The organism is Pseudorhodoferax sp. Leaf274, from assembly GCF_001422445.1.
GTDB lineage: Bacteria > Pseudomonadota > Gammaproteobacteria > Burkholderiales > Burkholderiaceae_C > Pseudorhodoferax.
This window is the reverse complement of record NZ_LMNA01000012.1, coordinates 274,998-295,578: the sequence shown is the minus strand read 5'-3', so window position 1 is coordinate 295,578 and position 20,581 is coordinate 274,998. Positions and strand designations below refer to the sequence as shown.

Annotated in this window: 20 protein-coding genes and 1 tRNA gene; 15 read left to right on the top strand and 6 right to left on the bottom strand. The window is 68.5% G+C overall.

Translation table 11 applies throughout. The features are described 5' to 3' along the window. Positions 1–114 precede the first annotated feature (114 nt). The 3 genes from ureA to ureC are packed head-to-tail and all read left to right on the top strand — an operon-like array spanning position 115 to position 2,441. Positions 115–417 carry an urease subunit gamma gene (ureA, locus tag ASF44_RS15415; RefSeq protein ID WP_056656417.1) on the top strand — a complete coding sequence of 101 codons (303 nt, stop codon included), beginning with the start codon at positions 115–117 and terminating at the stop codon, positions 415–417. Continuing rightward, positions 417–722, top strand: coding sequence for an urease subunit beta (locus tag ASF44_RS15410; RefSeq protein WP_056900104.1), 306 nt, complete (start codon positions 417–419; stop codon positions 720–722). Before ureA ends, ASF44_RS15410 begins: the two co-directional genes overlap by 1 nt. After that, positions 723–2,441 carry an urease subunit alpha gene (gene ureC / locus ASF44_RS15405; RefSeq protein WP_056900103.1) on the top strand — a complete coding sequence of 573 codons (1,719 nt, stop codon included), beginning with the start codon at positions 723–725 and terminating at the stop codon, positions 2,439–2,441. A gap of 7 nt (positions 2,442–2,448) precedes the next feature. Here the strand turns inward: ureC and ASF44_RS15400 are convergent, their stop codons facing one another. Further along, on the bottom strand, positions 2,449–2,796 hold the full coding sequence (locus ASF44_RS15400; RefSeq protein ID WP_235579228.1) for a type II toxin-antitoxin system death-on-curing family toxin: 348 nt from the start codon (positions 2,794–2,796) through the stop codon (positions 2,449–2,451). A 59-nt stretch (positions 2,797–2,855) separates the two neighbouring features. Here ASF44_RS15400 and ureE point away from each other — a divergent pair, with 59 nt between their 5' ends. The 7 genes from ureE to ASF44_RS15365 all read left to right on the top strand — a co-directional run bounded on the left by ureE (position 2,856) and on the right by ASF44_RS15365 (position 8,092). After that, a complete protein-coding gene (ureE, locus tag ASF44_RS15395; RefSeq protein WP_056900101.1) occupies positions 2,856–3,476 on the top strand; it encodes an urease accessory protein UreE in 621 nt (206 codons plus the stop codon). Continuing rightward, positions 3,382–4,377, top strand: coding sequence for an SHOCT domain-containing protein (locus ASF44_RS31810; protein ID WP_235579227.1), 996 nt, complete (start codon positions 3,382–3,384; stop codon positions 4,375–4,377). The genes ureE and ASF44_RS31810 overlap by 95 nt, the downstream gene beginning before the upstream one ends. Before the next feature lie 11 nt (positions 4,378–4,388). Continuing rightward, the gene (locus ASF44_RS31805; RefSeq protein ID WP_156374526.1) at positions 4,389–5,057 is read left to right on the top strand and encodes an urease accessory protein UreF; all 669 of its coding nucleotides are present in this window, start codon (positions 4,389–4,391) and stop codon (positions 5,055–5,057) included. A gap of 13 nt (positions 5,058–5,070) precedes the next feature. Then, positions 5,071–5,733 carry an urease accessory protein UreG gene (gene ureG, locus ASF44_RS15380; protein ID WP_056900100.1) on the top strand — a complete coding sequence of 221 codons (663 nt, stop codon included), beginning with the start codon at positions 5,071–5,073 and terminating at the stop codon, positions 5,731–5,733. A 17-nt stretch (positions 5,734–5,750) separates the two neighbouring features. Further along, positions 5,751–5,838 (top strand) — tRNA-Ser (locus ASF44_RS15375). 16 nt (positions 5,839–5,854) lie between these two features. Continuing rightward, positions 5,855–7,162 (top strand): lytic murein transglycosylase, encoded by a 1,308-nt coding sequence (locus tag ASF44_RS15370; protein WP_056900099.1) that lies wholly within the window; start codon positions 5,855–5,857, stop codon positions 7,160–7,162. Between the two features lie 117 nt (positions 7,163–7,279). Continuing rightward, positions 7,280–8,092, top strand: coding sequence for a transglutaminase family protein (locus ASF44_RS15365; RefSeq protein WP_056900098.1), 813 nt, complete (start codon positions 7,280–7,282; stop codon positions 8,090–8,092). On the opposite strand, the gene ASF44_RS15360 is transcribed toward ASF44_RS15365, so the two are convergent. The 4 genes from ASF44_RS15360 to purN all read right to left on the bottom strand — a co-directional run bounded on the left by ASF44_RS15360 (position 8,076) and on the right by purN (position 12,890). After that, the gene (locus tag ASF44_RS15360; RefSeq protein ID WP_056900097.1) at positions 8,076–9,038 is read right to left on the bottom strand and encodes a succinylglutamate desuccinylase/aspartoacylase family protein; all 963 of its coding nucleotides are present in this window, start codon (positions 9,036–9,038) and stop codon (positions 8,076–8,078) included. The two genes, ASF44_RS15365 and ASF44_RS15360, sit on opposite strands and share 17 nt — an antisense overlap. A 601-nt stretch (positions 9,039–9,639) precedes the next feature. Continuing rightward, positions 9,640–10,854, bottom strand: a complete 1,215-nt coding sequence (locus ASF44_RS15350) for a fatty acid desaturase (protein WP_056900095.1) — start codon at positions 10,852–10,854, stop codon at positions 9,640–9,642. Positions 10,855–10,976: 122 nt separating this feature from the next. Beyond that, positions 10,977–12,257 carry an RsmB/NOP family class I SAM-dependent RNA methyltransferase gene (locus ASF44_RS15345; RefSeq protein WP_056900094.1) on the bottom strand — a complete coding sequence of 427 codons (1,281 nt, stop codon included), beginning with the start codon at positions 12,255–12,257 and terminating at the stop codon, positions 10,977–10,979. 39 nt (positions 12,258–12,296) lie between these two features. Then, positions 12,297–12,890 (bottom strand): phosphoribosylglycinamide formyltransferase, encoded by a 594-nt coding sequence (gene purN / locus ASF44_RS15340; RefSeq protein WP_056900093.1) that lies wholly within the window; start codon positions 12,888–12,890, stop codon positions 12,297–12,299. A gap of 105 nt (positions 12,891–12,995) precedes the next feature. On the opposite strand from purN, the gene ASF44_RS15335 reads away from it, so the two are divergent. After that, a complete protein-coding gene (locus ASF44_RS15335) occupies positions 12,996–14,174 on the top strand; it encodes an acyl-CoA dehydrogenase family protein (protein ID WP_056900092.1) in 1,179 nt (392 codons plus the stop codon). A 10-nt stretch (positions 14,175–14,184) separates the two neighbouring features. After that, positions 14,185–15,300 (top strand): acyl-CoA dehydrogenase family protein, encoded by a 1,116-nt coding sequence (locus tag ASF44_RS15330; protein ID WP_056900091.1) that lies wholly within the window; start codon positions 14,185–14,187, stop codon positions 15,298–15,300. A 50-nt stretch (positions 15,301–15,350) separates the two neighbouring features. Here ASF44_RS15330 and ASF44_RS15325 read toward each other — a convergent pair whose 3' ends face one another. Next, entirely contained in the window at positions 15,351–15,908 is a 558-nt protein-coding gene (locus ASF44_RS15325) for an HNH endonuclease (RefSeq protein ID WP_056900090.1), read from the bottom strand. Between the two features lie 182 nt (positions 15,909–16,090). Here ASF44_RS15325 and ASF44_RS15320 point away from each other — a divergent pair, with 182 nt between their 5' ends. The 3 genes from ASF44_RS15320 (at position 16,091) to lspA (ending at position 20,557) form a co-directional block, all read left to right on the top strand. Continuing rightward, positions 16,091–17,134, top strand: a complete 1,044-nt coding sequence (locus tag ASF44_RS15320) for a bifunctional riboflavin kinase/FAD synthetase (RefSeq protein WP_056900089.1) — start codon at positions 16,091–16,093, stop codon at positions 17,132–17,134. A gap of 106 nt (positions 17,135–17,240) precedes the next feature. After that, positions 17,241–20,066 carry an isoleucine--tRNA ligase gene (ileS, locus tag ASF44_RS15315; RefSeq protein ID WP_056900088.1) on the top strand — a complete coding sequence of 942 codons (2,826 nt, stop codon included), beginning with the start codon at positions 17,241–17,243 and terminating at the stop codon, positions 20,064–20,066. Beyond that, positions 20,066–20,557: a signal peptidase II gene (gene lspA, locus ASF44_RS15310; RefSeq protein ID WP_056900087.1), complete on the top strand. Its 492-nt coding sequence runs from the start codon at positions 20,066–20,068 to the stop codon at positions 20,555–20,557. The genes ileS and lspA overlap by 1 nt, the downstream gene beginning before the upstream one ends. The last annotated feature ends 24 nt before the right edge of the window (positions 20,558–20,581 follow it).

Below are 20,581 nucleotides of genomic sequence, written 5' to 3'. Positions count from 1 at the left end.
TTGCACGGGGCGTCGACAGCGCAGCTTTCATGCCACGTGGTCACACCACGGCACGATGCTTGCTGAATAATCCTTCGATGAACGCAGCACGATCTGACTTTTGAGCGAAGCGACATGGAATTGACTCCCCGCGAGAAAGACAAGCTGTTGATCTTCACCGCCGGCCTGCTGGCCGAGCGCCGCAAGGCCCGTGGGCTGAAGCTCAACTACCCCGAAGCCGTGGCCCTGATCTCGGCGGCCGTCATGGAGGGCGCCCGCGACGGCAAGACCGTGGCCGAACTCATGAGCGAAGGCCGCAACGTGCTCACACGCGCCGACGTCATGGAGGGCATTGCCGAGATGATCCCGGACATCCAGGTCGAGGCCTCGTTCCCCGACGGCACCAAGCTGGTCACCGTGCACCAGCCGATCCCGTGATGATTCCGGGCGAACTGCTGGTCGACACGGGCGACCACGAACTCAACCCCGGGCGCCGCACGCTGACCGTGCTGGTCAAGAACACGGCCGACCGGCCGATCCAGGTCGGATCGCACTACCACTTCGCCGAGACCAACGGCGCGCTGGACTTCGACCGCGACGCCGCGCGCGGCATGCGGCTCAACATCGCGTCCGGCACGGCCGTGCGCTTCGAGCCCGGCCAGCAACGCACCGTCGAGCTGGTGGACTTCGCCGGCGACCGCACGGTCTACGGCTTTCGCGGCCTAGTACAAGGAAAGCTGTAAATGGCGAACATCTCGCGCCGCGCCTACGCGGAGATCTTCGGCCCCACGACCGGCGACCGCGTGCGCCTGGCCGACACCGACATCCTGATCGAGGTCGAACGCGACTACACCCTGGCCGCCGGCGGCTATGGCGAAGAGGTCAAGTTCGGCGGCGGCAAGACCATCCGCGACGGCATGGCCCAGGGCCAGCGCACACGCGCCGAAGGCGCCGTCGACTGCGTGCTCACCAACGCGCTGATCCTGGACCACTGGGGCATCGTGAAGGCCGACATCGGCCTGAAGGGCGGGCGCATCGTGGCCATTGGCAAGGCCGGCAACCCCGATGTGCAGGGCGGCGTGGACATCGTCATCGGCCCTGGCACCGAGATCATCGCGGCCGAGGGCAACATCGTCACCGCCGGCGGCATCGACAGCCACATCCACTTCATCTGCCCGCAGCAGATCGAGGAGGCGCTGGCCTCTGGCGTCACCACCATGCTGGGCGGCGGCACGGGCCCGGCCACGGGCACCTTCGCCACCACCTGCACGCCCGGCCCCTGGAACATCGAGCGCATGCTGCAGGCGGCCGATGCATTCCCGATGAACCTGGGCTTCCTGGGCAAGGGCAATGCCAGCCTGCCGGCTGCCCTGCACGAGCAGATCGACGCGGGCGTGATCGGCCTCAAGCTGCACGAGGACTGGGGCACGACGCCGGCCGCGATCAGCAACTGCCTGGACGTGGCGGACGCGACCGACACGCAGGTGGCGATCCACTCGGACACGCTGAACGAATCGGGCTTCGTCGAGAACACGATCGCCGCGACCAAGGGCCGGGGCCTGTGCGCCTTCCACACCGAAGGAGCCGGCGGCGGCCACGCGCCCGACATCCTGCGCGTGGTGGGCGAGGACAACTTCCTGCCCTCCTCCACCAACCCCACGATGCCGTACACCGTGAACACGCTGGATGAGCATGTGGACATGTTGATGGTGTGCCACCACCTGGACGCCGGCATCGCCGAAGACCTGGCCTTCGCCGAATCGCGCATCCGCAAGGAGACCATCGCGGCCGAGGACGTGCTGCACGACCTGGGCGCGATCAGCATGATGAGCTCGGACAGCCAGGCCATGGGCCGCGTCGGCGAGGTCATCCTGCGCACCTGGCAGACCGCGCACAAGATGAAGGTGCAGCGCGGCGCGTTGCCCGAGGACAGTGCGCGCAACGACAACTTCCGCGCCAAGCGCTACATCGCCAAGTACACGATCAACCCGGCGATTGCGCACGGCATCAGCCACGAGGTGGGCAGCATCGAGGTGGGCAAGTGGGCCGACCTGGTGGTCTGGAAGCCGGCGTTCTTCGGCGTCAAGCCCGCGCTGATCCTGAAGGGGGGCAGCATCGCGATGGCGGCCATGGGCGACCCGAACGCGTCCATTCCCACGCCGCAGCCCGTGCACTACCGGCCGATGTTCGGCGCGTACGGCGGTGCCATCGCCAGGGGCTCGCTGACCTTCGTGTCGCAGGCTGGCTTGTCGGCGGGGATCAAGGAGCGTTTCGGCCTGGCCAAGAACCTGAGCGCCGTGAAGAACATCCGCAACGTGCGCAAGCAGCACCTGATCCACAACGGCTACCTGCCGAAGATGGAGATCGACCCGCAGACCTATGCGGTGCGGGCCGACGGGCAACTGCTGACCTGCGAGCCGGCCAAGGTGCTGCCGATGGCGCAGCGGTATTTTCTGTTTTGACCGGAAGCTAACGCGCTTCGATGTGACCGCGGATCCATTGCGCGAAATCGGCTTCGCTCACATGGCCTGCCGCGAGCTCGAGCATGGCCAGAGTGGCTTCCACCTGGCTGGCACGCAGACGGTATCCATTGACCATCAGAAACAAGCCGACCGCCAGGAAGGCTGCGCGTTCGTTGCCGTCGACGAAGGGATGGTTCTTGGCAAGCCCCAGGCCGCAGGCCGCCGCGAGTTCGGCCACATCCGGCGCGCCGTAGGCCACGAGATGCAGAGGTCGCGCCAGTGCAGACTCCAGCAGGCCCTCGTCCCGAAGTCCCGCCGCGCCGCCGTGCTCCGCGAGGCTCTCGTCATGGGCCACCTCGACCAAAGTTATAACGATCGTTATATAACGAGCCTTCCCTGCCTTTGACAAACGCCATGCTCACCACCAGCAAACTCATGCCCCAGGGCGCCGGTCTCGCGCCCGTGCTGCTCAAGCGCGCCGCCACCGTCGAGCTCGACTGGGACGTGCGCCAGAAGAGCCGCTTCGACGCCACCGATTCGCAGGGCCGCCAGCTCGGCGTGTTCCTGCCGCGCGGCACGGCCGTGCGCGGCGGCGACGTGCTCGTGGCCGAGGACGGCTCGCTGGTCCGCGTGCTGGCGGCACCGCAGGACGTGCTCAAGATCACGCATTGCACGGCACATGGCACACCGTTCGATCTGATCCGCGCGGCCTACCACCTGGGCAACCGCCATGTGCCCATCGAACTCAGGCCCGACCACCTCAAGATCGAGCCCGACCATGTGCTGGCCAACATGCTGCGTGCCATGCACCTGATCGTGACGCCCGTGGCCGAGGCCTTCGAACCCGAAGGCGGCGCCTACAGTGCGCAAGGCCACGCGCACGGCCACGCGCACCATGGCCATGCCGGCCACGAACACCATGCGCACCACGAACAGGAGCATGACCACCCACACGGTCATGGCCACGCCCACCAGCATGGGCACGGGCACGGGCATCCCCACCACCACGACGGCCAAGACCAGCAGCAGCGGTAGTAACCTGCACGACTCTGACATCACCCACCGCCAGCATCCGCCCCATCCACTGCAGAGCGAGGTTTCCATGCGCCAACTCTCTCCGGCCGGCCAGCAGGCCATCGACGACATCGCACGGCGGCACGGCATCAGCACAGACGCCGCATTGAGCATGCTGGACGCCGTGGTGCGCGGCAACGGCGGCATGGCCCAGTTCAGCCATCCGGAGTTCGGCGGCTCAGGGCAATGGATGCGTGGCGGCATGACGATGGTGTCGGACATGTTCAACCACCACCTGAAGTCGCGCGTCGACGCCCTGTGCTTCGAACTTGCCAACCTGGTAGCAAGCCAGCCCGACCTGCTGCGCAGCGGCAGTTTCCAGTCGCAGAGCCAGAACGGCCAGGAGCAGTTCAGCGGCAGCGGCTACGGCCATGCCGGCGGCGACGGCCACAGCGCCAGCCTGTTCGTGCCGCCACCGCCCGACTGGTGGGGCCCCACGCTGCGTTGGCCCGACAGCACGGGGTCGCAGAACGGCGTGCGCTACGCCAACTTCGCGCAGGCGCGGCGCCTGGCCATCGAGGCCAACGGCATCGTCACCATCTACGACACGCTGGACCACCAGATCGGCGGCTTCTCGCAGCAGCAGTCCTATGGCGGCGCACTGAGCTTCAACAGCCAGTACGGCCTGATCGACGTGGCCAGCCTGCCGGTCATCTCCGTCAACGGCGTGGAGCCCATGGCCCCGCCGCCGTACCAGCCGGCACCGGCGCCTTACCAGGTGCCGGCCGCGGCCGGGCCGGTGGGCGGCAACGCGCAGGACATCTTCGCCACCATCGAACGGTTGGCGGAGTTGCGCGCCAAGGGGGTGCTGGACGACGCCGAGTTCCAGGCCAAGAAGACCGAACTGCTGGGCCGGCTCTGAACACGCTGAGCATCTCCTCCCCCACGCTGCTGGGGCTGATCTGGCTGGCATCGCCGGCCCTGCCGGTGGGTGGCTTCAGCTACTCGGAGGCACTGGAAGCGGCGGTGGAGGCCCAACTGGCCAACGGCGAGCAGCCGGCCGGCGACTGGCTGCTGGCACAACTGCAGCTGAGCCAGGCGCGCAGCGACCTGGCCGTGGTGGGAGAAGCCGTCGCCGCCTGGCATGCGCGCGACCATGCCCGCGTGCAGGCGCTCGACACGTGGCTGCGCTGCACGCGCGAGTCGGCCGAGTTCGTGCTGCAGACGGAGCAGATGGGCCGCTCCATGCTGGAGTGGCTCAAGCTGCAGCATGGCGACGCTGCAGACGCCTTTGACGGGCTGACGCCCTGCTATCCCATCGCCTTCGCCTTCGCAGCGGCCCGTGCCGGTGCCGCGCCGCGCGAGGCCTGCCTGGCCTTCGCCTTCGGCTGGGCCGAGAACATGGTGGCCGCCGCCGTCAAGGCCGTGCCCCTGGGGCAGAGCGCCGGCCAACGCATGCTGCAGCGGCTGGCGCAGGCCATTCCCGCAGCCGTCGAGCAGGCGCTGGCCACGCCCGAGCCGGCGCGACAGGCCTTCTCGCCGATGCTGGCCATCCTGTCCGCACAGCACGAAACCCAATATTCCCGACTGTTCCGTTCCTGAAGAGCCCCTGACCATGACCGCCCTGCACCACATCGCCCACCGCACCAAGACACTGCCGCCACTGCGCGTGGGCATCGGCGGCCCGGTCGGCTCGGGCAAGACCACGCTGCTGGAGATGCTCTGCAAGCAGATGCGCACGCAGTACGACCTGGTGGCCATCACCAACGACATCTACACCAAGGAAGACCAGCGCCTGCTGACCGTCAGCGGCGCACTGCCGGCCGAGCGCATCATGGGCGTGGAGACGGGCGGCTGCCCGCACACGGCGATCCGCGAGGACGCGTCCATCAACCTCGAAGCCATCGACCGCATGCTGGAGGACTTTCCCGACGCGGACGTGGTGTTCGTGGAGAGCGGCGGCGACAACCTGGCGGCCACCTTCAGCCCCGAGCTGTCGGACCTCACGATCTATGTGATCGACGTGGCGGCGGGCGAGAAGATCCCGCGCAAGGGCGGCCCCGGCATCACCAAGAGCGATCTCTTCGTGATCAACAAGACCGACCTGGCGCCGCACGTGGGTGCCGACCTTGCCGTGATGGAGGCGGACACGCGGCGCATGCGCACCAACGCGCGCGGCGAGCTCAAGCCCTTCGTCATGACCAACCTGAAGACCCTGGCCGGGCTGCAGGAGGTGGTGCGGTTCATCGAGCAGCGCGGGATGCTGCAGACCGCCTGAGTAGAATCCGCCGCCTCGGAAGCTTGGCAGAGTGGTCGATTGCACCGGTCTTGAAAACCGGCGATGGGAAACCATCCGTGAGTTCGAATCTCACAGCTTCCGCCAGACCCCTACCGCCCCCATGCTCCTGACGTACCGCCGCCGCACCCTCGCACCGCTGTTGGCGGCCCTGGCCATGGCGGGATGCGCGACACCGCCGTCATCCGTGCCCGCGGCGCCTGCTTCGCCCGCCGCGCCGCCCACGGCACCGCAAGCGCCGCCCCCGTCCGTTGCGGTTCAACCGCCGGTGTCGACCCAGACCCAGGACTTTGCCCAGTGGATCGCGCGATTCCGTGCCGAGGCGCGCGCCGCCGGCATCACGGATGCCACGCTGCACACCGCCTTCGACGGCGTGCGGCACCTGGACCAGGTGGTGGCGCTGGACCGTTCGCAACCCGAGTTCACACGCAGTGTCTGGGACTACCTGGACACCGCCGTCTCGCCCACCCGCGTGGCACGCGGCCAGGACAAGCTGCTCGAGGTGCGGACGTTCGCCGATGCGGCAGCGGCGCGCTACGGTGTGCCGGCCGAGATCGTGGTCGCGATCTGGGGCATGGAGAGCAACTACGGCAGCAACTATGGCGACACGCCCACCATCGATGCGCTGGCCACGCTGGCGTTCGAGGGCCGGCGCGCGGCCTGGGCCCGCGGCCAGCTGATGGCCGCCCTGCGCATCCTGCAGAACGGCGACATCGCGCGCGAGCGCATGCTGGGCTCCTGGGCCGGGGCGATGGGGCAGACCCAGTTCCTGCCCTCCAATTTCCTGGCCTACGCGGTGGACGCGGATGGCGACGGCCGGCGCGACATCTGGGGCAGCATGGCCGACGTGACGGCCTCGACCGCGCACTTCCTTGCGCGCGAAGGCTGGCAGCGCGGCCAGCCCTGGGGGCTGGAGGTGCGGCTGCCGCCCGGTTTCGACCTCAGCCGGGCCGACGACGCGCTGCGCCAGTCCAGCGCGCAGTGGGCTGCCGAGGGCGTGCGCGCGGCGGACGGAGCGGCACTGCCCGACCTGCCGACCCTGCGTGATGCCAACCTGCTGCTGCCCGCAGGTGCGCGTGGGCCGGTGTTCCTCGTGGGGCCGAACTTCCGCGCCATCCTGCGCTACAACAACGCGACCAGCTACGCACTGGGCGTGGCCCTGCTGGCCCAGCGCATCGCAGGTGGGCCGGCCGTCCAGGCAGACTGGCCGCGCGACCTGAAGCCGCTGTCGCGCAACGCGATGCAGGCTCTGCAACAGGCGCTGCAGTCCAGGGGTTTCGATCCTGGCACCATCGATGGCGTGCTGGGGCCTGCCACGCGCGGCGCCCTCCGGGGCTGGCAACGCAGCGTCGGCCTTCCAGCAGACGGCTTCCCCACGCAGGAACTGCTCGACCGGTTGCAGCAAGGCTGAAGCAGCGAGCCCTGCGCCTACGCGCGAACGGGAAGAATACAAACGCCGGGTGCCCACTTCGGGGCATACGATGCGTAGGATGCCCTACCACTCTGCGCGGCTTTGCCGCAAAACGCCATGTTGATCCGCATCGGATACGACATCGCGCTGCAAGTCAGCGCCCCCACCGCATTGATCTACCTGCTCCAACTGCATCCCTCGCGCGCGGGTGATCTGGTGGCACCAGAGGACATCACGATCAGCCCGCCGTTGCCGACGGACTTCTACCAGGATGCGTTCGGCAACCAGTGCGCGCGCGTGCGTGTGGACGCTGGCACCAGTGAAGTGCGGCTGCGCAACCAGGCGGTGGTGCGCGACAGCGGCCTGCCCGACGCCGTGAACTGGGGCGCCTGGGAGCACGCGGTGGGTGATCTGCCCGTCGAGTGCCTGCAGTTCCTGCTGCCCAGCCGCTATTGCGACTTCGATGGCGAACTCCTATCCTTTGCCTGGGGCCGCTTCTCCGGCCTTCAACCCGGCTGGGGCCGCGTGCAGGCCATCTGCGACTACGTGCACCAGCACCTGCGCTTCGACTACGGCTTCGCGCGACCCACGCGGACCGCGCTGCAGGCCTGGCAGGAGCGTGTGGGCGTGTGCCGCGACTTCGCCCACCTGGCCGTCTCCCTGTGCCGCTGCATGAACATTCCGGCGCGCTATGCCACCGGCTACCTGGGCGACATCGGCATCCCGCCGGTGCCCTACCCCATGGATTTCAGCGCGTGGTTCGAGGTCTACCTGGGCGGCCAGTGGCACACCTTCGACGCCCGCCACAACACGCCCCGCATCGGACGCGTGCTGCTGGCGCGCGGCCGCGATGCGGCCGATGTACCCATCACCATGGTCTTCGGCCAGCACCAGCTGGCGCGCTTCGAGGTGGTCACGGAACTGGCGTGAGGCCGGGTTCGTCGAGACATCGCTCGCTGTCGACGGCCAGGTAGAACCACTCGCTGCCAGGGGTGGCCTCAGGATTCGGAAACACGATGACGCCTTCGCAAGGCGCCTCGACCACCGTGCCATCGGCGCGCACGCCGATGTGCTGGCCGCGCTGCACCGGGTCGAAGCTGGCCCAGTCGCGCAGCAGGCGGTCGCCGTCCGCATGGCGGTCGACCACATCGACCAGGCGCAGCAAGCGCGGCGGCCTGGGTGCCGGCGGCGCCGCGCCGGCCATGTCCAACAGCGCCAGGCAGGCGAGGATGGCGCGGTACGCCACCTCGGGCGCCTGGGGATCGCGGTGCTGCCCGCACTCCAGCGTCACCGCATAGCCGCCCTGGCTGCGCATGTACTCGTTGGTGCCCCAGCCGAATGCCATGGCGCGTTCGTCCGTCGACTGGCCGAGCCGCGCCAGCCGGGCAGCGTAGACGTCCAGCCAGGCTTCCACCACGCACGGCGTGCCGAGATGCAGCGCCAGCCGGCCCTCCTCCCGCGCGCGGGCGAACGGTTCCAGCGGCCCGTCGTTGTCGCGCGGGCCGATCATCGAGAACGGCGCACCGGCGGTGTGGAAGGAGTGCAGGTCCAGCAGCACGTCATGGCGCGCGAGCACGGGGCACAGCAGGTTGGTGATGCGCGCCTCGTAGTCTTCCGGCTGCGGATCGGGCCGGAAGGAGCGGTTCAGGTTGCGCTCGCCCTCACGGTGCTGGCGCTGCCTGGCCAATGGGTTGGCCACAGGCACCAGGGTCAACTCGCCACGCCGAAGCGCCCGTTGGCCGGATTCCAGTTCGGCGCGCACGCGCTCGATGGCCACCGTGCCGCATGTCTCGTCACCGTGCACGCCGCCAAGCACGACCAGCCGCGCACCAGGCCGCGGCGACAAAAAGGAGTGCAGGCGCAGGGATTCGTCCATGCGGCTCAGCGCTGCACCGCCGACGCTGCCGCGGCCGGCCGGCGCGATTGGTCCAGCATCAACGCGCGCTGGCCCGTGTTGCGCGGCGTGCTGGCGGCCCGCTCCGGGTGCTCTGCCATCAGCTCGCGGCTCTGGCGTTGTGCGCGCGGCCCGACCAGTGCGCCATTGCCTGGCGGCTGCGCCGTATCCGGACTGCCCGCGCCACCCGCTGTGCCGGGACGTGCGGCCACACCAGGGCCTGTGCCGCCCAGCCCGACGCCGCCGGTGCCGCCATTGGCCGAGGTGGTGCTGCCACCGCCGGCCGCGGCAGCCGCCTGGCCCGCCGTCGGCTGGGCACCGGCCGGCAACGAGACCGCGATCCAAAGCGCAAGGCACCCGGCCCATCGAACACTGCGTGATTGAACATTCCGTGCGCGCATCGTCGGCTCCTGCTTCTTTTGGGGACCTGCAGTATGGAGCCCGCATCTCCACCCGCGGCCGCGCACCGGCACAAATGGAACGGCGCCGACAGCCGCCCCTGCCGTGCGGCTGACAAAGCGGCCCGCCCAAAACAAAACACCCCGCGGGCGGCGGGGTGTCTCTTGGAGAACGTCGTGAAGGCTCAGACGTGGGCGGAGCGCAGGCGGACCGAGAAATCCTGCAGCGCCTGGATGCCGCTGCTTTCGGCGCGGTGGCACCAGGCCTGGAGGTTGGCCGTCAGTTGCTCGCGCGACAGCGAGGTGGACAGCCACATCTGGCGCAGTTCCTCGCGCATGGTGACCATCTTGTCGAGCACGGGATGGGCGGCACGCGCTTCGGCGATCTTCGGCTGGGCCGATGCCGGCACGCGCTCGTCGTCGCGGTGCAGCCAGCGGCGCGCGGCCACCAGCACCGAAGCGTCGGCCTGCTTGGCCTTGAGCACGGCGATCTCGTCCTGGCAGGTGCGCTTGAGTTCGCGTGCATAGCCGGCCATGACCTCGTAGCGGTGCGCGATGAGAGCTTCCAGCGTCTTCTCGTCGGCAACCGGCTTGATCTGGCCCAGTTGCAGGCGCGGCGGCGTCTTCTTGACCTTGGCCAGGCCCACGCGCTGCATCATGCTGATGTACATCCAGCCCACGTCGAACTCATAGGGCTTGACCGAGAACTTGGCCGATGTCGGGTAGGTGTGGTGGTTGTTGTGCAACTCCTCGCCGCCGATGATGATGCCCCAGGGCGAGATGTTGGTGCTGGCGTCCGGCGCCTCGAAGTTGCGGTAGCCCCAGTAGTGGCCGATGCCGTTGACGACGCCTGCAGCCCAGAACGGGATCCAGACCATCTGCACCGCCCACACGACCAGACCGGCCGCGCCGAACAACGCCAGGTTCAGGATCAGCATCAGGCCCACGCCCTGCCAGCTGAAGCGCGAATACAGGTTGCGCTCGATCCAGTCGTTGGGGCAGCCCAGGCTGAACTTGTTGATGGTTTCCTGGTTGTTGGTTTCCGCGCGGTACAGCTCGGCGCCCTTCCAGAACACGGTCTCGATGCCGTGGGCGTGGGGGCTGTGCGGGTCGTCGGCGGTTTCGCACTTGGCGTGGTGCTTGCGGTGCACGGCCACCCATTCCCTGGTGACTTGGCCAGTGGCCAGCCAGAGCCAGAAGCGGAAGAAATGCGAAGGCAGCCAGTGCAGATCCATCGCACGGTGCGCCTGGTGGCGGTGCAGATAAATCGTCACGCTGGCGATCGTGATATGCGTTGTGAACAGTGCATACAACACGATCTGCCACCAGGACAGATTCCACAGACCATTGGCAAGCCAGTCCACGGCAGCGTTCAACACAGCCCAATCGGGTAGCAACATATCTAGATCAGCCCTTCTCCGGTTTCTTCAGGCGCGCGCATAGCACAGATGGCGTCGCCGAAAAAACAGACCATTGTAGGATGCTGTCTCGTTTTGGCCTATGGTGCGGAAACAACCTTTGCTCAGGCTTGTCTTTGCCAGATCGCGGCGAAGAAACCATCGGTGGCGTGCCGGTGCGGCCACAGGCGCAGGAACTGCCCGTCCGGGCCGGTGCACAGGCCCTGCGCACCATCGACCTTGAGGCGGGCCAGCTCTGCCGCCACGGGCAGCGGCACGAACGCCTTCTGCGCGGCCGTGAACGCCGCGGCAACGTCTTCGTTTTCCTGCGCCAGCAGGCTGCACGTGGCATAGACCAGCCGCCCACCGGGCTTGAGCAGGCGTGCAGCGCTTTGCAGCACGGCCAGCTGGAGCGCGGACAACGCGTCCACGGCCCTCTGGTCCTGGCGCCACTTGAGGTCCGGGTGCCGGCGCAACGTTCCGGTGCCGCTGCAAGGCGCGTCGACGAGCACGCGGTCCATCTTGCCGGCCAGGCGCTTGATGCGGTCGTCACGCTCGTGCGCGATGACCACTGGGTGCACGTTCGACAGGCCGCTGCGGCCGAGCCGCGGCTTGAGCGCCTCCAGCCGGTGCGCCGACGTGTCGAAGGCATACAGCCGGCCGGTATTGCGCATCGTGGCGCCGATGGCCAGCGTCTTGCCGCCCGCGCCGGCGCAGAAGTCGGTCACCATCTCGCCGCGTCGCGCGTCCAGCAGCAGGGCCAGCAGTTGCGAGCCCTCGTCCTGCACTTCGACCGCGCCGCGCGTGAACGCATCCACGCGGTTCAGCGCCGGCTTGCCCTGCACCCGCAGGCCCCAGGGCGAATGCGGCGTGGGCTGGGCTTCGATGCCGGCGGCCTGGAGTTCCTGCTGCACGTCGGCACGCTTGGCGCCGAGCTGGTTGACGCGCAGATCGAGCGGCGCCGGGCCTAGCAGGCTGTCGGCCAGCGGCCAGAAATCCTGGCCCTTGTCCGTTCCCAGTTGCGCGCGCAGCGGCTGCGCCAGCCACTCGGGCAGGTTGTGGCGGTGGCGGTCCAGCAGGTCGGCGGTGGCCACGGCCTCGCACTGCTGCAGCCACTCCTTCTCCTGCGGCGACAGCGCCGAGAACAGGAAGTCGCGCGGTCCGCCGAAGCCCAGGATCGCCAGGCGACGCTCGCGGGGGCCGGAGCCCGAAGGGGCGAAATGCTCGTACTGCAGCTTGCGGCGCAGCACGGCGAACAAGGTGTCGGAGAGCGTGGCGCGCTCGCGCGGACCGAGGCCACGGTGGGTGCGGAAGAAGCGCGCCGCCACGGCGTCGGCGGGATGGTCGAAGACCAGCGCCTCGCGCACGAGGTCGGCGCAGGCGTCCAGAACGGCTTTGGGATGCATGGGGCGATTGTCGTCCCGGGATCGTCGGCGCAGGCCTGCTCAGCCCGTGGCCAGCAGCCGCTCGATCGCGCGCGGGTACATGCGGTGCTCCTGCGTCAGCACGCGCGCAGACAGCGCGGCCTCGTCGTCGCCGGGCAGCACCGGCACCACCACCTGGTCGAGGATGGGGCCGTGGTCCAGCTCTTCGGTCACGCGGTGCACGGTGGCGCCGGCCACGCGGCAACCGGCCTCGATGGCGCGCCGGTGGGTGTGCAGGCCCGGAAAGGCCGGCAGCAGCGAAGGATGGATGTTGACGAGGCGGCCCGCGTAGCGGCGCACGAAACCGGGCGTCAGGATGCGCATGAAACCGGCCAGCACGACCAGGTCGGGCGCATGCAGGTCGATGGCCTCGGCCAGCGCGGCATCGAAGGCCGCGCGCGGGTCGGCCGCCTGGGCAAAGGCGCGGTGGTCGACGGCAGCGGTCGGCACGCCCAACGCCCGGGCGCGCGCCAGTCCGGCGCAATCGGGACGGTTGCTCAGCACGGCCGCCACGCGGGCGTGCAGGCGGCCGGGCCAGTCGCGCTGCTGCGCGGTGCGCACGATGGCTTCCATGTTGGAGCCGCCGCCGGAAATCAGGATCACGAGGTTCTTCATCAGCGCGCGGGATTATCCCCAGACGCAGGTGACAGCCCGAAGCGCACGGTCGTGCTACAACTGCGCGGCCGTCGCTGGACGGCTTGTGACGAACAGGAGACCACCATGGATTTGGCTTTCACGGCCGAAGAGCAACAGTTCAGGGAAGAAGTGCGCAGCTGGGTGCATGCCAATCTGCCGGCCGAAATCTCCCACAAGGTGCACAACGCGCTGCACCTCACGCGCGACGATATGCAGCGCTGGGCCAAGATCCTGGGCAGCAAGGGCTGGCTCGGCTACGCCTGGCCCAAGGAGTTTGGCGGCCCCGGCTGGAACGCGGTGCAGAAGCACTTGTTCGAAGAGGAATGCGCGTTGGCCGGTGCGCCGCGCATCGTGCCGTTCGGGCCCGTGATGGTGGCGCCGGTCATCATGACCTTCGGCAACGCCGAGCAGCACAAGCGCTTCCTGCCCGGCATCGCCAGCGGCGAGGTCTGGTGGAGCCAGGGCTACAGCGAACCCGGTTCGGGCTCCGACCTGGCTTCGGTCAAGACGCGTGCTGAGCGCAAAGGCGACAAGTACATCGTCAACGGCCAGAAAACCTGGACCACGCTGGGCCAGTACGGCGAGTGGATCTTCTGCCTGGTGCGCACCAGCAACGAAGGCAAGCCGCAGACCGGCATCAGCTTCCTGTTGATCGACATGAAGAGCAAGGGCGTCAGCGTGCGGCCCATCATCATGCTGGACGGCGGGCACGAGGTGAACGAGGTGTTCTTCGACGACGTCGAGGTGCCGGTCGAGAACCTGATCGGCGAGGAGAACAAGGGCTGGACCTATGCCAAGCACCTGTTGAGCCACGAACGCACCAACATCGCCGACGTGAACCGCGCCAAGCGCGAGCTCGAGCGGCTCAAGCGCATCGCCAAGGCCGAGGGTGTGTACGACGACGTGCGCTTTCGCGACGAGATCGCCAAGCTCGAGGTGGACGTGGTGGCGCTGGAGATGATGGTGCTGCGCGTGCTGTCGGCCGAGAAGTCGGGCAAGAACTCGCTGGACGTAGCTGGCCTGCTCAAGATCAAGGGCAGCGAGGTGCAGCAGCGCTACAGCGAACTCATGATGCTGGCCGCCGGCCCCTACAGCCTGCCGTTCATCAAGGAAGCCATGGAAGCCGGCTGGCAGGGCGACCACGTGGGCGCGGCCCACTGCGCGCCGCTGGCCGCCACCTACTTCAACATGCGCAAGACCACGATCTACGGCGGATCGAACGAAGTGCAGCGCAACATCGTGGCCCAGACCGTGCTGGGTTGAGGAGACAGACATGGATTTCAACTTCAGCGACGACCAGGAACAACTGCGCGACGCCGTGCGCAAGTGGGTCGACAAGGGCTACGGCTTCGACAACCGCCGCGCGTTGGTCAAGGCAGGTGGCTTCTCTGCCGAGGCCTATGCCGAACTCGCCGGCCTGGGCCTGACGGGCCTGTACGTCAGCGAAGACCACGGCGGCATGGGCATGGGCCCCGTCGAGGCCATGGTGGCGATGGAAGAACTGGGCCGCGGCATCGTGCTCGAACCTGTGGCGCAGACGCTGATCGCCAGCGGCACGCTGTCGGCCTACGCCCCGGCAGAGGTGCAGGCCAGCTGGCTGCCCCGCATTGCGTCGGGCGACGCGCTGGTGGTGCTGGCACACCAGGAGCGCGCCGCGCGCTACCGGCTCGATGCATGCGCCGCGCAGGCCAGGCAGAGCGGCACCGCCTGGTCGGTCAGCGGGCACAAGAGCATCGTGCCGGCGGGCGACCAGGCCGATGCGTTCCTGGTGCCGGCCACGGTCGACGGCAAGATCGCGCTGTTCCTGGTGGAGCGTGCCGCCTCCGGCGTCGCGGCACGCGGCTATGCCACGCAGGATGGCTCGCGCGCCGCCGAAGTCGTGTTCCAGGATGCTGCTGCCACGCTGGTCACGGCCGATGGCCTGACCGCGCTGGAGCACGCCGTGGACATCGGCATCGCCGCGCTGTGTGCCGAGGCCGTCGGCGCGCTGGACAAGACCATGGAGATCACGGCCGAGTACCTCAACACGCGCAAGCAGTTCGGCGTGGTCATCGGCAGCTTCCAGGCCCTGCGCCACCGCATGGCCGACATGAAGATGCAGCTGGAACTGATCCGCTCCATGAGCTATTACGCCTCGCTCAAGCTCAACGCGCCGGCCGAAGAGCGCCGCCGCGCGATGGCGCGCGCGAAGGTGCAGCTGGGCCAGTCGCTGCGCTTCGTCGGCCAGAACTCGGTGCAGCTGCACGGCGGCATCGGCGTGACCGACGAGTATGTCGGCAGCCACTACTTCAAGCGCCTCACGCAGATGGAGATGCAGTTCGGCGATACCTTGCACCACCTGGGCGAGGTCTCGGCGCGCATGCAGGACAAGGCCGGCGTGTTCGCCTGAAGCCCATCCCTCCAGGAAAAATTCCCCGCGGTCGCGGGGCATTTTGTTTGTCAGACCAACAGCCGGGACGACCGCGGCACGTGCGCCATCAGGAACTCCATCTGGTCCGCCAGGATGCGGCGGTTGCGCAGGATGAAGTCCTCCCACAGGCTGGGCACGTAGGGCGCGTACAGCAACGGCATGCGGGCTTGCTCGGGCGTGCGGTTGCTCTTGCGGTGGTTGCAGCCGCGGCAGGCCGTGACCACGTTCATCCAGTGGTCCTGGCCCTTCTGGGCCAGCGGCACGATGTGCTCGCGCGTGAGGGCGTCCTCCGGCACATGCTGGCCGCAGTAGGCGCAGACGTTGCGGTCGCGCGCGAACAGCTTGCTGTTGGTCAGGGCGGGCCGCGCGCGGAACGGGTTGACGCCCGGCACGCCCTTGGTGCCGATGATGCTGCTGACGGCGATCTTCGATTGCAGGCCCGTGACCGCGTTGTGGCCACCGCGGAACACCGCGACCTCGGCGCCGGACTCCCAGCGCACCTCGTCGGCGGCGTAGTGCAGCACCGCCTGTTCCAGCGTGATCCAGGATTGGGGCAGGCCCTGCCCCGAGAGCTTCAAGACCTTCAAATGACGCCTCCAGCTAGCGCGCATGCGCACGGACACGGAATCGCAAACATCCAGGCTGTGCGCACCACCGGCCCGACTTGACCATGGTGCGCCGCGTCACAATATACAGGGTTCGCCTGGCCGGGATATGACGGGCGCGGCCGGGGGTACGCCTTCGGCGCTATGGAAAAGATAACGACACCATGAAGATCTTCCGCGGCTTCCACTACCGGGGCATCGCGCCGGCGTGCGCGCTGACCATCGGCAACTTCGACGGCGTGCACCGTGGCCACCAAGCCATGCTGGCGTTGCTGCGCAACGAGGCCCAGCACCGCGGCGTGGAGAGCTGCGTGATGAGCTTCGAGCCGCACCCGCGCGACTACTTCGCGCAGGCCACGGGCCGGCCCGAGATCGCGCCCGCGCGCATCGGCACGCTGCGCGACAAGCTGACCGAACTGGCCCGCTGCGGCGTGGACCAGACCATCGTGCTGCCCTTCCGTGCAGAGCTGGCCGGCAAGAGCCCCCAGGCCTTCATCCAGGACGTGCTGGTCGCCGGCCTGAACGTGCGCTACGTGCTGGTGGGCGACGACTTCCGCTTCGGCGCCAAGCGCGCGGGCGACTACGCCATGCTCGCCGCCGCCGGCAACGCCATGGGCTTCGAGGTGGCGCGCATGAACAGCTACGAGGTTTCGCTGCCCGACGCGGCGGCCGAGGGTGGCCGCCGCAGCGTGCGCGTGTCCAGCTCGGCCGTGCGCGAGGCGCTCGGCCAGGGCCGCATGGACGACGCAGCCCGCCTGCTGGGCCGCCCCTACAGCATCAGCGGCCACGTGGTGCGCGGCCGCCAGCTCGGCCGCGAACTGGGGTTCCGCACCATCAACATGCGTTTTTCGCATTGGAAGCCGGCCGCCTCGGGCATCTTCGTGGTCGAAGTCCATGGCCTGGCAGACCAGCCGCTGGCCGGCGTCGCCAACCTGGGCGTGCGCCCGTCGCTGGACCCGAACGACATCAACGGCGGCCGCGTGCTGCTCGAGACGCACTGCCTGGACTGGCCCGCCGACCTCGGCCCCGAGGGGGGCTACGGTAAGATCGTGCGCGTGGAACTGCTGCACAAACTGCACGACGAGCTGAAGTACGACAGCCTGGATGCCCTCAAGACCGGCATCAACAGGGACTGCGACGAGGCCCGCGCCTGGCTGGCGGCCGGCCATGCGCAGACGCGCCGGCAGACCACGCGCGACCGAATTTAGCCGCCCGGCTTTCCCCGCGCTCGCGCGTGTTTCCGGCGACCAGCCGGGCCGCGTTCCCCCTTCCCAGTTCCACGGCGCCGTCGCCGACGACGCCCCTGCCCGCACCATGACCGACACCACCGATTACCGCAGCACCCTGAACCTGCCCGACACCCCGTTCCCCATGCGCGGCGACCTGCCCAAGCGCGAGCCGGGCTGGGTGAAGGACTGGAACGAGCAAGGCCTGTACAAGCGGCTGCGCGCCGCGCGTGCGGGCAAGCCGAAGTTCATCCTGCACGACGGCCCGCCCTACGCCAACGGCCAGATCCACATGGGCCACGCGGTCAACAAGATCCTGAAGGACATGATCGTCAAGGCGCGCCAGCTGGAAGGCTTCGACGCGCTGTACGTGCCGGGTTGGGATTGCCACGGCCTGCCGATCGAGAACGCCATCGAGAAGAAGTTCGGCCGCAAGCTCAGCCGCGACGACATGCAGGCCAAGAGCCGCGCCTTCGCCACCGAGCAGATCGCCCAGCAGATGGCCGACTTCCAGCGCCTGGGCGTGCTGGGCGAGTGGGACCATCCCTACAAGACCATGGACTTCGCCAACGAGGCCGGCGAGCTGCGCGCGTTCAAGCGCGTGATCGAGCGCGGCTTCGTCTACCGGGGCTTGAAGCCCGTGTACTGGTGCTTCGACTGCGGCTCCTCGCTGGCCGAGTTCGAGATCGAATACGCCGACAAGAAGAGCCAGACACTGGACGTCGCCTTCAAGGCGCACGACCCGGCCAAGCTGGCCGCCGCCTTCGGCCTGACTTCGCTCAGCAAGGACGCCTTCGTGGTGATCTGGACCACCACGGCCTGGACCATCCCCGCCAACCAGGCGCTGAATCTGAACCCCGAGCTCGACTACGCGCTGGTCGACACCGAGCGCGGCCTGCTCGTGCTGGCCGCCTCGCTGGTCGAGAAGTGCCTCGCGCGCTACGGCCTGCAGGGCCAGGTGCTGGCGACGGCCAAGGGCGAGAAGCTGGGCGGCCTGGACTTCGAACACCCGCTTTACGACGCCGATGCGGGCTACCGCCGCCTCGCGCCCGTGTTCCTGGCCGACTACGCCACGGCCGACGACGGCACCGGCATCGTGCACTCGGCGCCGGCCTACGGCCTGGAGGACTACAACTCTTGCACGTCCCACGGCATCCGCAACGAGGACATCCTCAATCCGGTGCAGGGCAACGGCGCCTACGCCGACGACTTCCCGCTGTTCGGCGGCCAGCACATCTGGAAGGCCGTGCCCGTCATCCTCGATGCGCTGAAGACGGCCGGACGCCTGCTGGCGACCGAGACCATCACGCACAGCTACCCGCACTGCTGGCGCCACAAGACGCCCGTGATCTACCGCGCCGCGGCGCAGTGGTTCATCCGCATGGACGAGGGCGAAGGCGTGTTCACCAAGGACAAGGCCCCGCAGACGCTGCGCCAGACCGCGCTGGCCGCGATCGAGCAGACCAGCTTCTACCCCGAGAACGGCAAGGCGCGGCTGCACGACATGATCGCCAACCGGCCCGACTGGTGCATCTCGCGCCAGCGCAGCTGGGGCGTGCCGATCCCGTTCTTCCTGCACAAGGATTCGGGCGAGCTGCACCCGCGCACCATGGAGATCCTGGACCAGGCCGCCGACATCGTCGAGCAAGGCGGCATCGAGGCCTGGAGCCGCGTGACCACCGAGGAGATCCTGGGTGCCGACTCCGCGCAGTACACCAAGAGCACCGACATCCTGGAGGTCTGGTTCGACTCCGGCTCGACCTTCTGGCATGTGCTGCGCGGCACGCATGCGCCGGGCTTCCACACCGAAGGCCCCGAGGCCGACCTGTACCTGGAAGGCCACGACCAGCACCGCGGCTGGTTCCACAGCTCGCTGCTGCTGGCCAGCGCGCTGGAGGGCCGCGCGCCCTACCGCGGCCTGCTCACGCACGGCTTCACGGTGGACAGCCAGGGCCGCAAGATGAGCAAGTCGCTCGGCAACGGCATCGACCCGCAGGAGGTCAACAAGAAGCTGGGCGCCGAGATCATCCGCCTGTGGGTGGCGGCCAGCGACTACTCGGGCGACATCGCCGGCGACGAGAAGATCCTCGCGCGCGTGGTCGATGCCTACCGCCGCATCCGCAACACGCTGCGCTTCCTCTTGGCCAACACCAGCGACTTCGACCCGGCCAAGGACGCCGTGCCGGCCGACCAGCTCCTGGAGATCGACCGCTACGCGCTGGCGCGTGCCGCGCAGTTCCAGGCCGAGATCCTGGCGCACTACAAGGTGTACGAGTTCCACCCGGTGGTGGCCAAGCTGCAGGTCTATTGCTCGGAAGACCTGGGCGCGTTCTACCTGGACATCCTGAAGGACCGCCTGTACACGACGGCCGCCGGCTCGCTGGCGCGCCGCAGCGCGCAGACCGCGCTGTGGCAGATCACCCAGGCCATGCTGCGCTGGATGGCGCCGTTCCTCTCCTTCACGGCCGAAGAGGCCTGGAAGCTGGTCGGCAACTCCGACTCCATCTTCATGGAGACCTACACCCAACTGCCCGCGGCCGACGAGGCACTGCTGGCCAGGTGGTCGCGCATCCGCGCGGTGCGCGACGTGGTCAACAAGGAGATCGAGGCCGTGCGCACCACCGGCGCCGTCGGCTCCTCGCTGCAGGCCAACGTGGTGCTGTCGGCGGCTGCCGACGACCACGCCGTGCTGGCGGCGCTGGGCGAAGACCTGCGCTTCGTGCTGATCGCCTCCAAGGCCGAACTCCACGAAGGCGCCGAACTCGCCGTGCAGGTCACGCCCTCGCAGGACACCAAGTGCGAACGCTGCTGGCACTACCGCGCCGACGTCGGCAGCGACCCGGCCCACCCCACGCTGTGCGGCCGCTGCAACAGCAACCTGTTCGGTGCCGGCGAAACCCGGACCTTCGCCTGATGGCCGGCGGCATTGCACGCCCACGCTGGTGGCCCTGGCTGCTGCTGGCGGCCGCGATCTTCGTGGCCGACCAGTGGACCAAGCAGTGGATCCTGGACCACTACCAGCTCGGTGACGCGACCGTCGTCACCAGCTTCTTCAACATCGTGCGCGCACACAACCCCGGCGCGGCCTTCTCGTTCCTGGCCGGGGCATCGGGCTGGCAGCGCTGGTTCTTCACCGCCATCGGCGTGGGCGCGGCGGTGTTCATCGTCTGGCTGCTGCGCGCGCATGCGGGCCAGCGGCTGTTCTCGTTCGCGCTGACGCTGATCCTGGGCGGCGCCATCGGCAACGTGGTGGATCGCCTGCAGCACGGCTACGTGGTCGACTTCCTGGACTTCCACTGGGCCGGCTGGCATTTCCCGGCCTTCAACATCGCCGACAGCGGCATCACGGTCGGCGCCGTGCTGCTGATCCTGGACGAGCTGCGGCGCATGCGGCGCGGCCGCTGATCCGCCGCATTCCGCTGGTTGTGG

What these genes read in the sequence shown, in the direction of transcription:
- ureA (WP_056656417.1), top strand. Translation starts at nt 115, where the DNA reads ATGGAATTGACTCCCCGCGAGAAAGACAAGCTGTTGATCTTCACCGCC.
- ASF44_RS15410 (WP_056900104.1), top strand. Translation starts at nt 417, where the DNA reads ATGATTCCGGGCGAACTGCTGGTCGACACGGGCGACCACGAACTCAAC.
- ureC (WP_056900103.1), top strand. Translation starts at nt 723, where the DNA reads ATGGCGAACATCTCGCGCCGCGCCTACGCGGAGATCTTCGGCCCCACG.
- ureE (WP_056900101.1), top strand. Translation starts at nt 2,856, where the DNA reads ATGCTCACCACCAGCAAACTCATGCCCCAGGGCGCCGGTCTCGCGCCC.
- ASF44_RS31810 (WP_235579227.1), top strand. Translation starts at nt 3,382, where the DNA reads ATGACCACCCACACGGTCATGGCCACGCCCACCAGCATGGGCACGGGC.
- ureG (WP_056900100.1), top strand. Translation starts at nt 5,071, where the DNA reads ATGACCGCCCTGCACCACATCGCCCACCGCACCAAGACACTGCCGCCA.
- ASF44_RS15370 (WP_056900099.1), top strand. Translation starts at nt 5,855, where the DNA reads ATGCTCCTGACGTACCGCCGCCGCACCCTCGCACCGCTGTTGGCGGCC.
- ASF44_RS15365 (WP_056900098.1), top strand. Translation starts at nt 7,280, where the DNA reads ATGTTGATCCGCATCGGATACGACATCGCGCTGCAAGTCAGCGCCCCC.
- ASF44_RS15360 (WP_056900097.1), bottom strand. Translation starts at nt 9,038, where the DNA reads ATGGACGAATCCCTGCGCCTGCACTCCTTTTTGTCGCCGCGGCCTGGT.
- ASF44_RS15350 (WP_056900095.1), bottom strand. Translation starts at nt 10,854, where the DNA reads ATGTTGCTACCCGATTGGGCTGTGTTGAACGCTGCCGTGGACTGGCTT.
- ASF44_RS15345 (WP_056900094.1), bottom strand. Translation starts at nt 12,257, where the DNA reads ATGCATCCCAAAGCCGTTCTGGACGCCTGCGCCGACCTCGTGCGCGAG.
- purN (WP_056900093.1), bottom strand. Translation starts at nt 12,890, where the DNA reads ATGAAGAACCTCGTGATCCTGATTTCCGGCGGCGGCTCCAACATGGAA.
- ASF44_RS15335 (WP_056900092.1), top strand. Translation starts at nt 12,996, where the DNA reads ATGGATTTGGCTTTCACGGCCGAAGAGCAACAGTTCAGGGAAGAAGTG.
- ASF44_RS15330 (WP_056900091.1), top strand. Translation starts at nt 14,185, where the DNA reads ATGGATTTCAACTTCAGCGACGACCAGGAACAACTGCGCGACGCCGTG.
- ASF44_RS15320 (WP_056900089.1), top strand. Translation starts at nt 16,091, where the DNA reads ATGAAGATCTTCCGCGGCTTCCACTACCGGGGCATCGCGCCGGCGTGC.
- ileS (WP_056900088.1), top strand. Translation starts at nt 17,241, where the DNA reads ATGACCGACACCACCGATTACCGCAGCACCCTGAACCTGCCCGACACC.
- lspA (WP_056900087.1), top strand. Translation starts at nt 20,066, where the DNA reads ATGGCCGGCGGCATTGCACGCCCACGCTGGTGGCCCTGGCTGCTGCTG.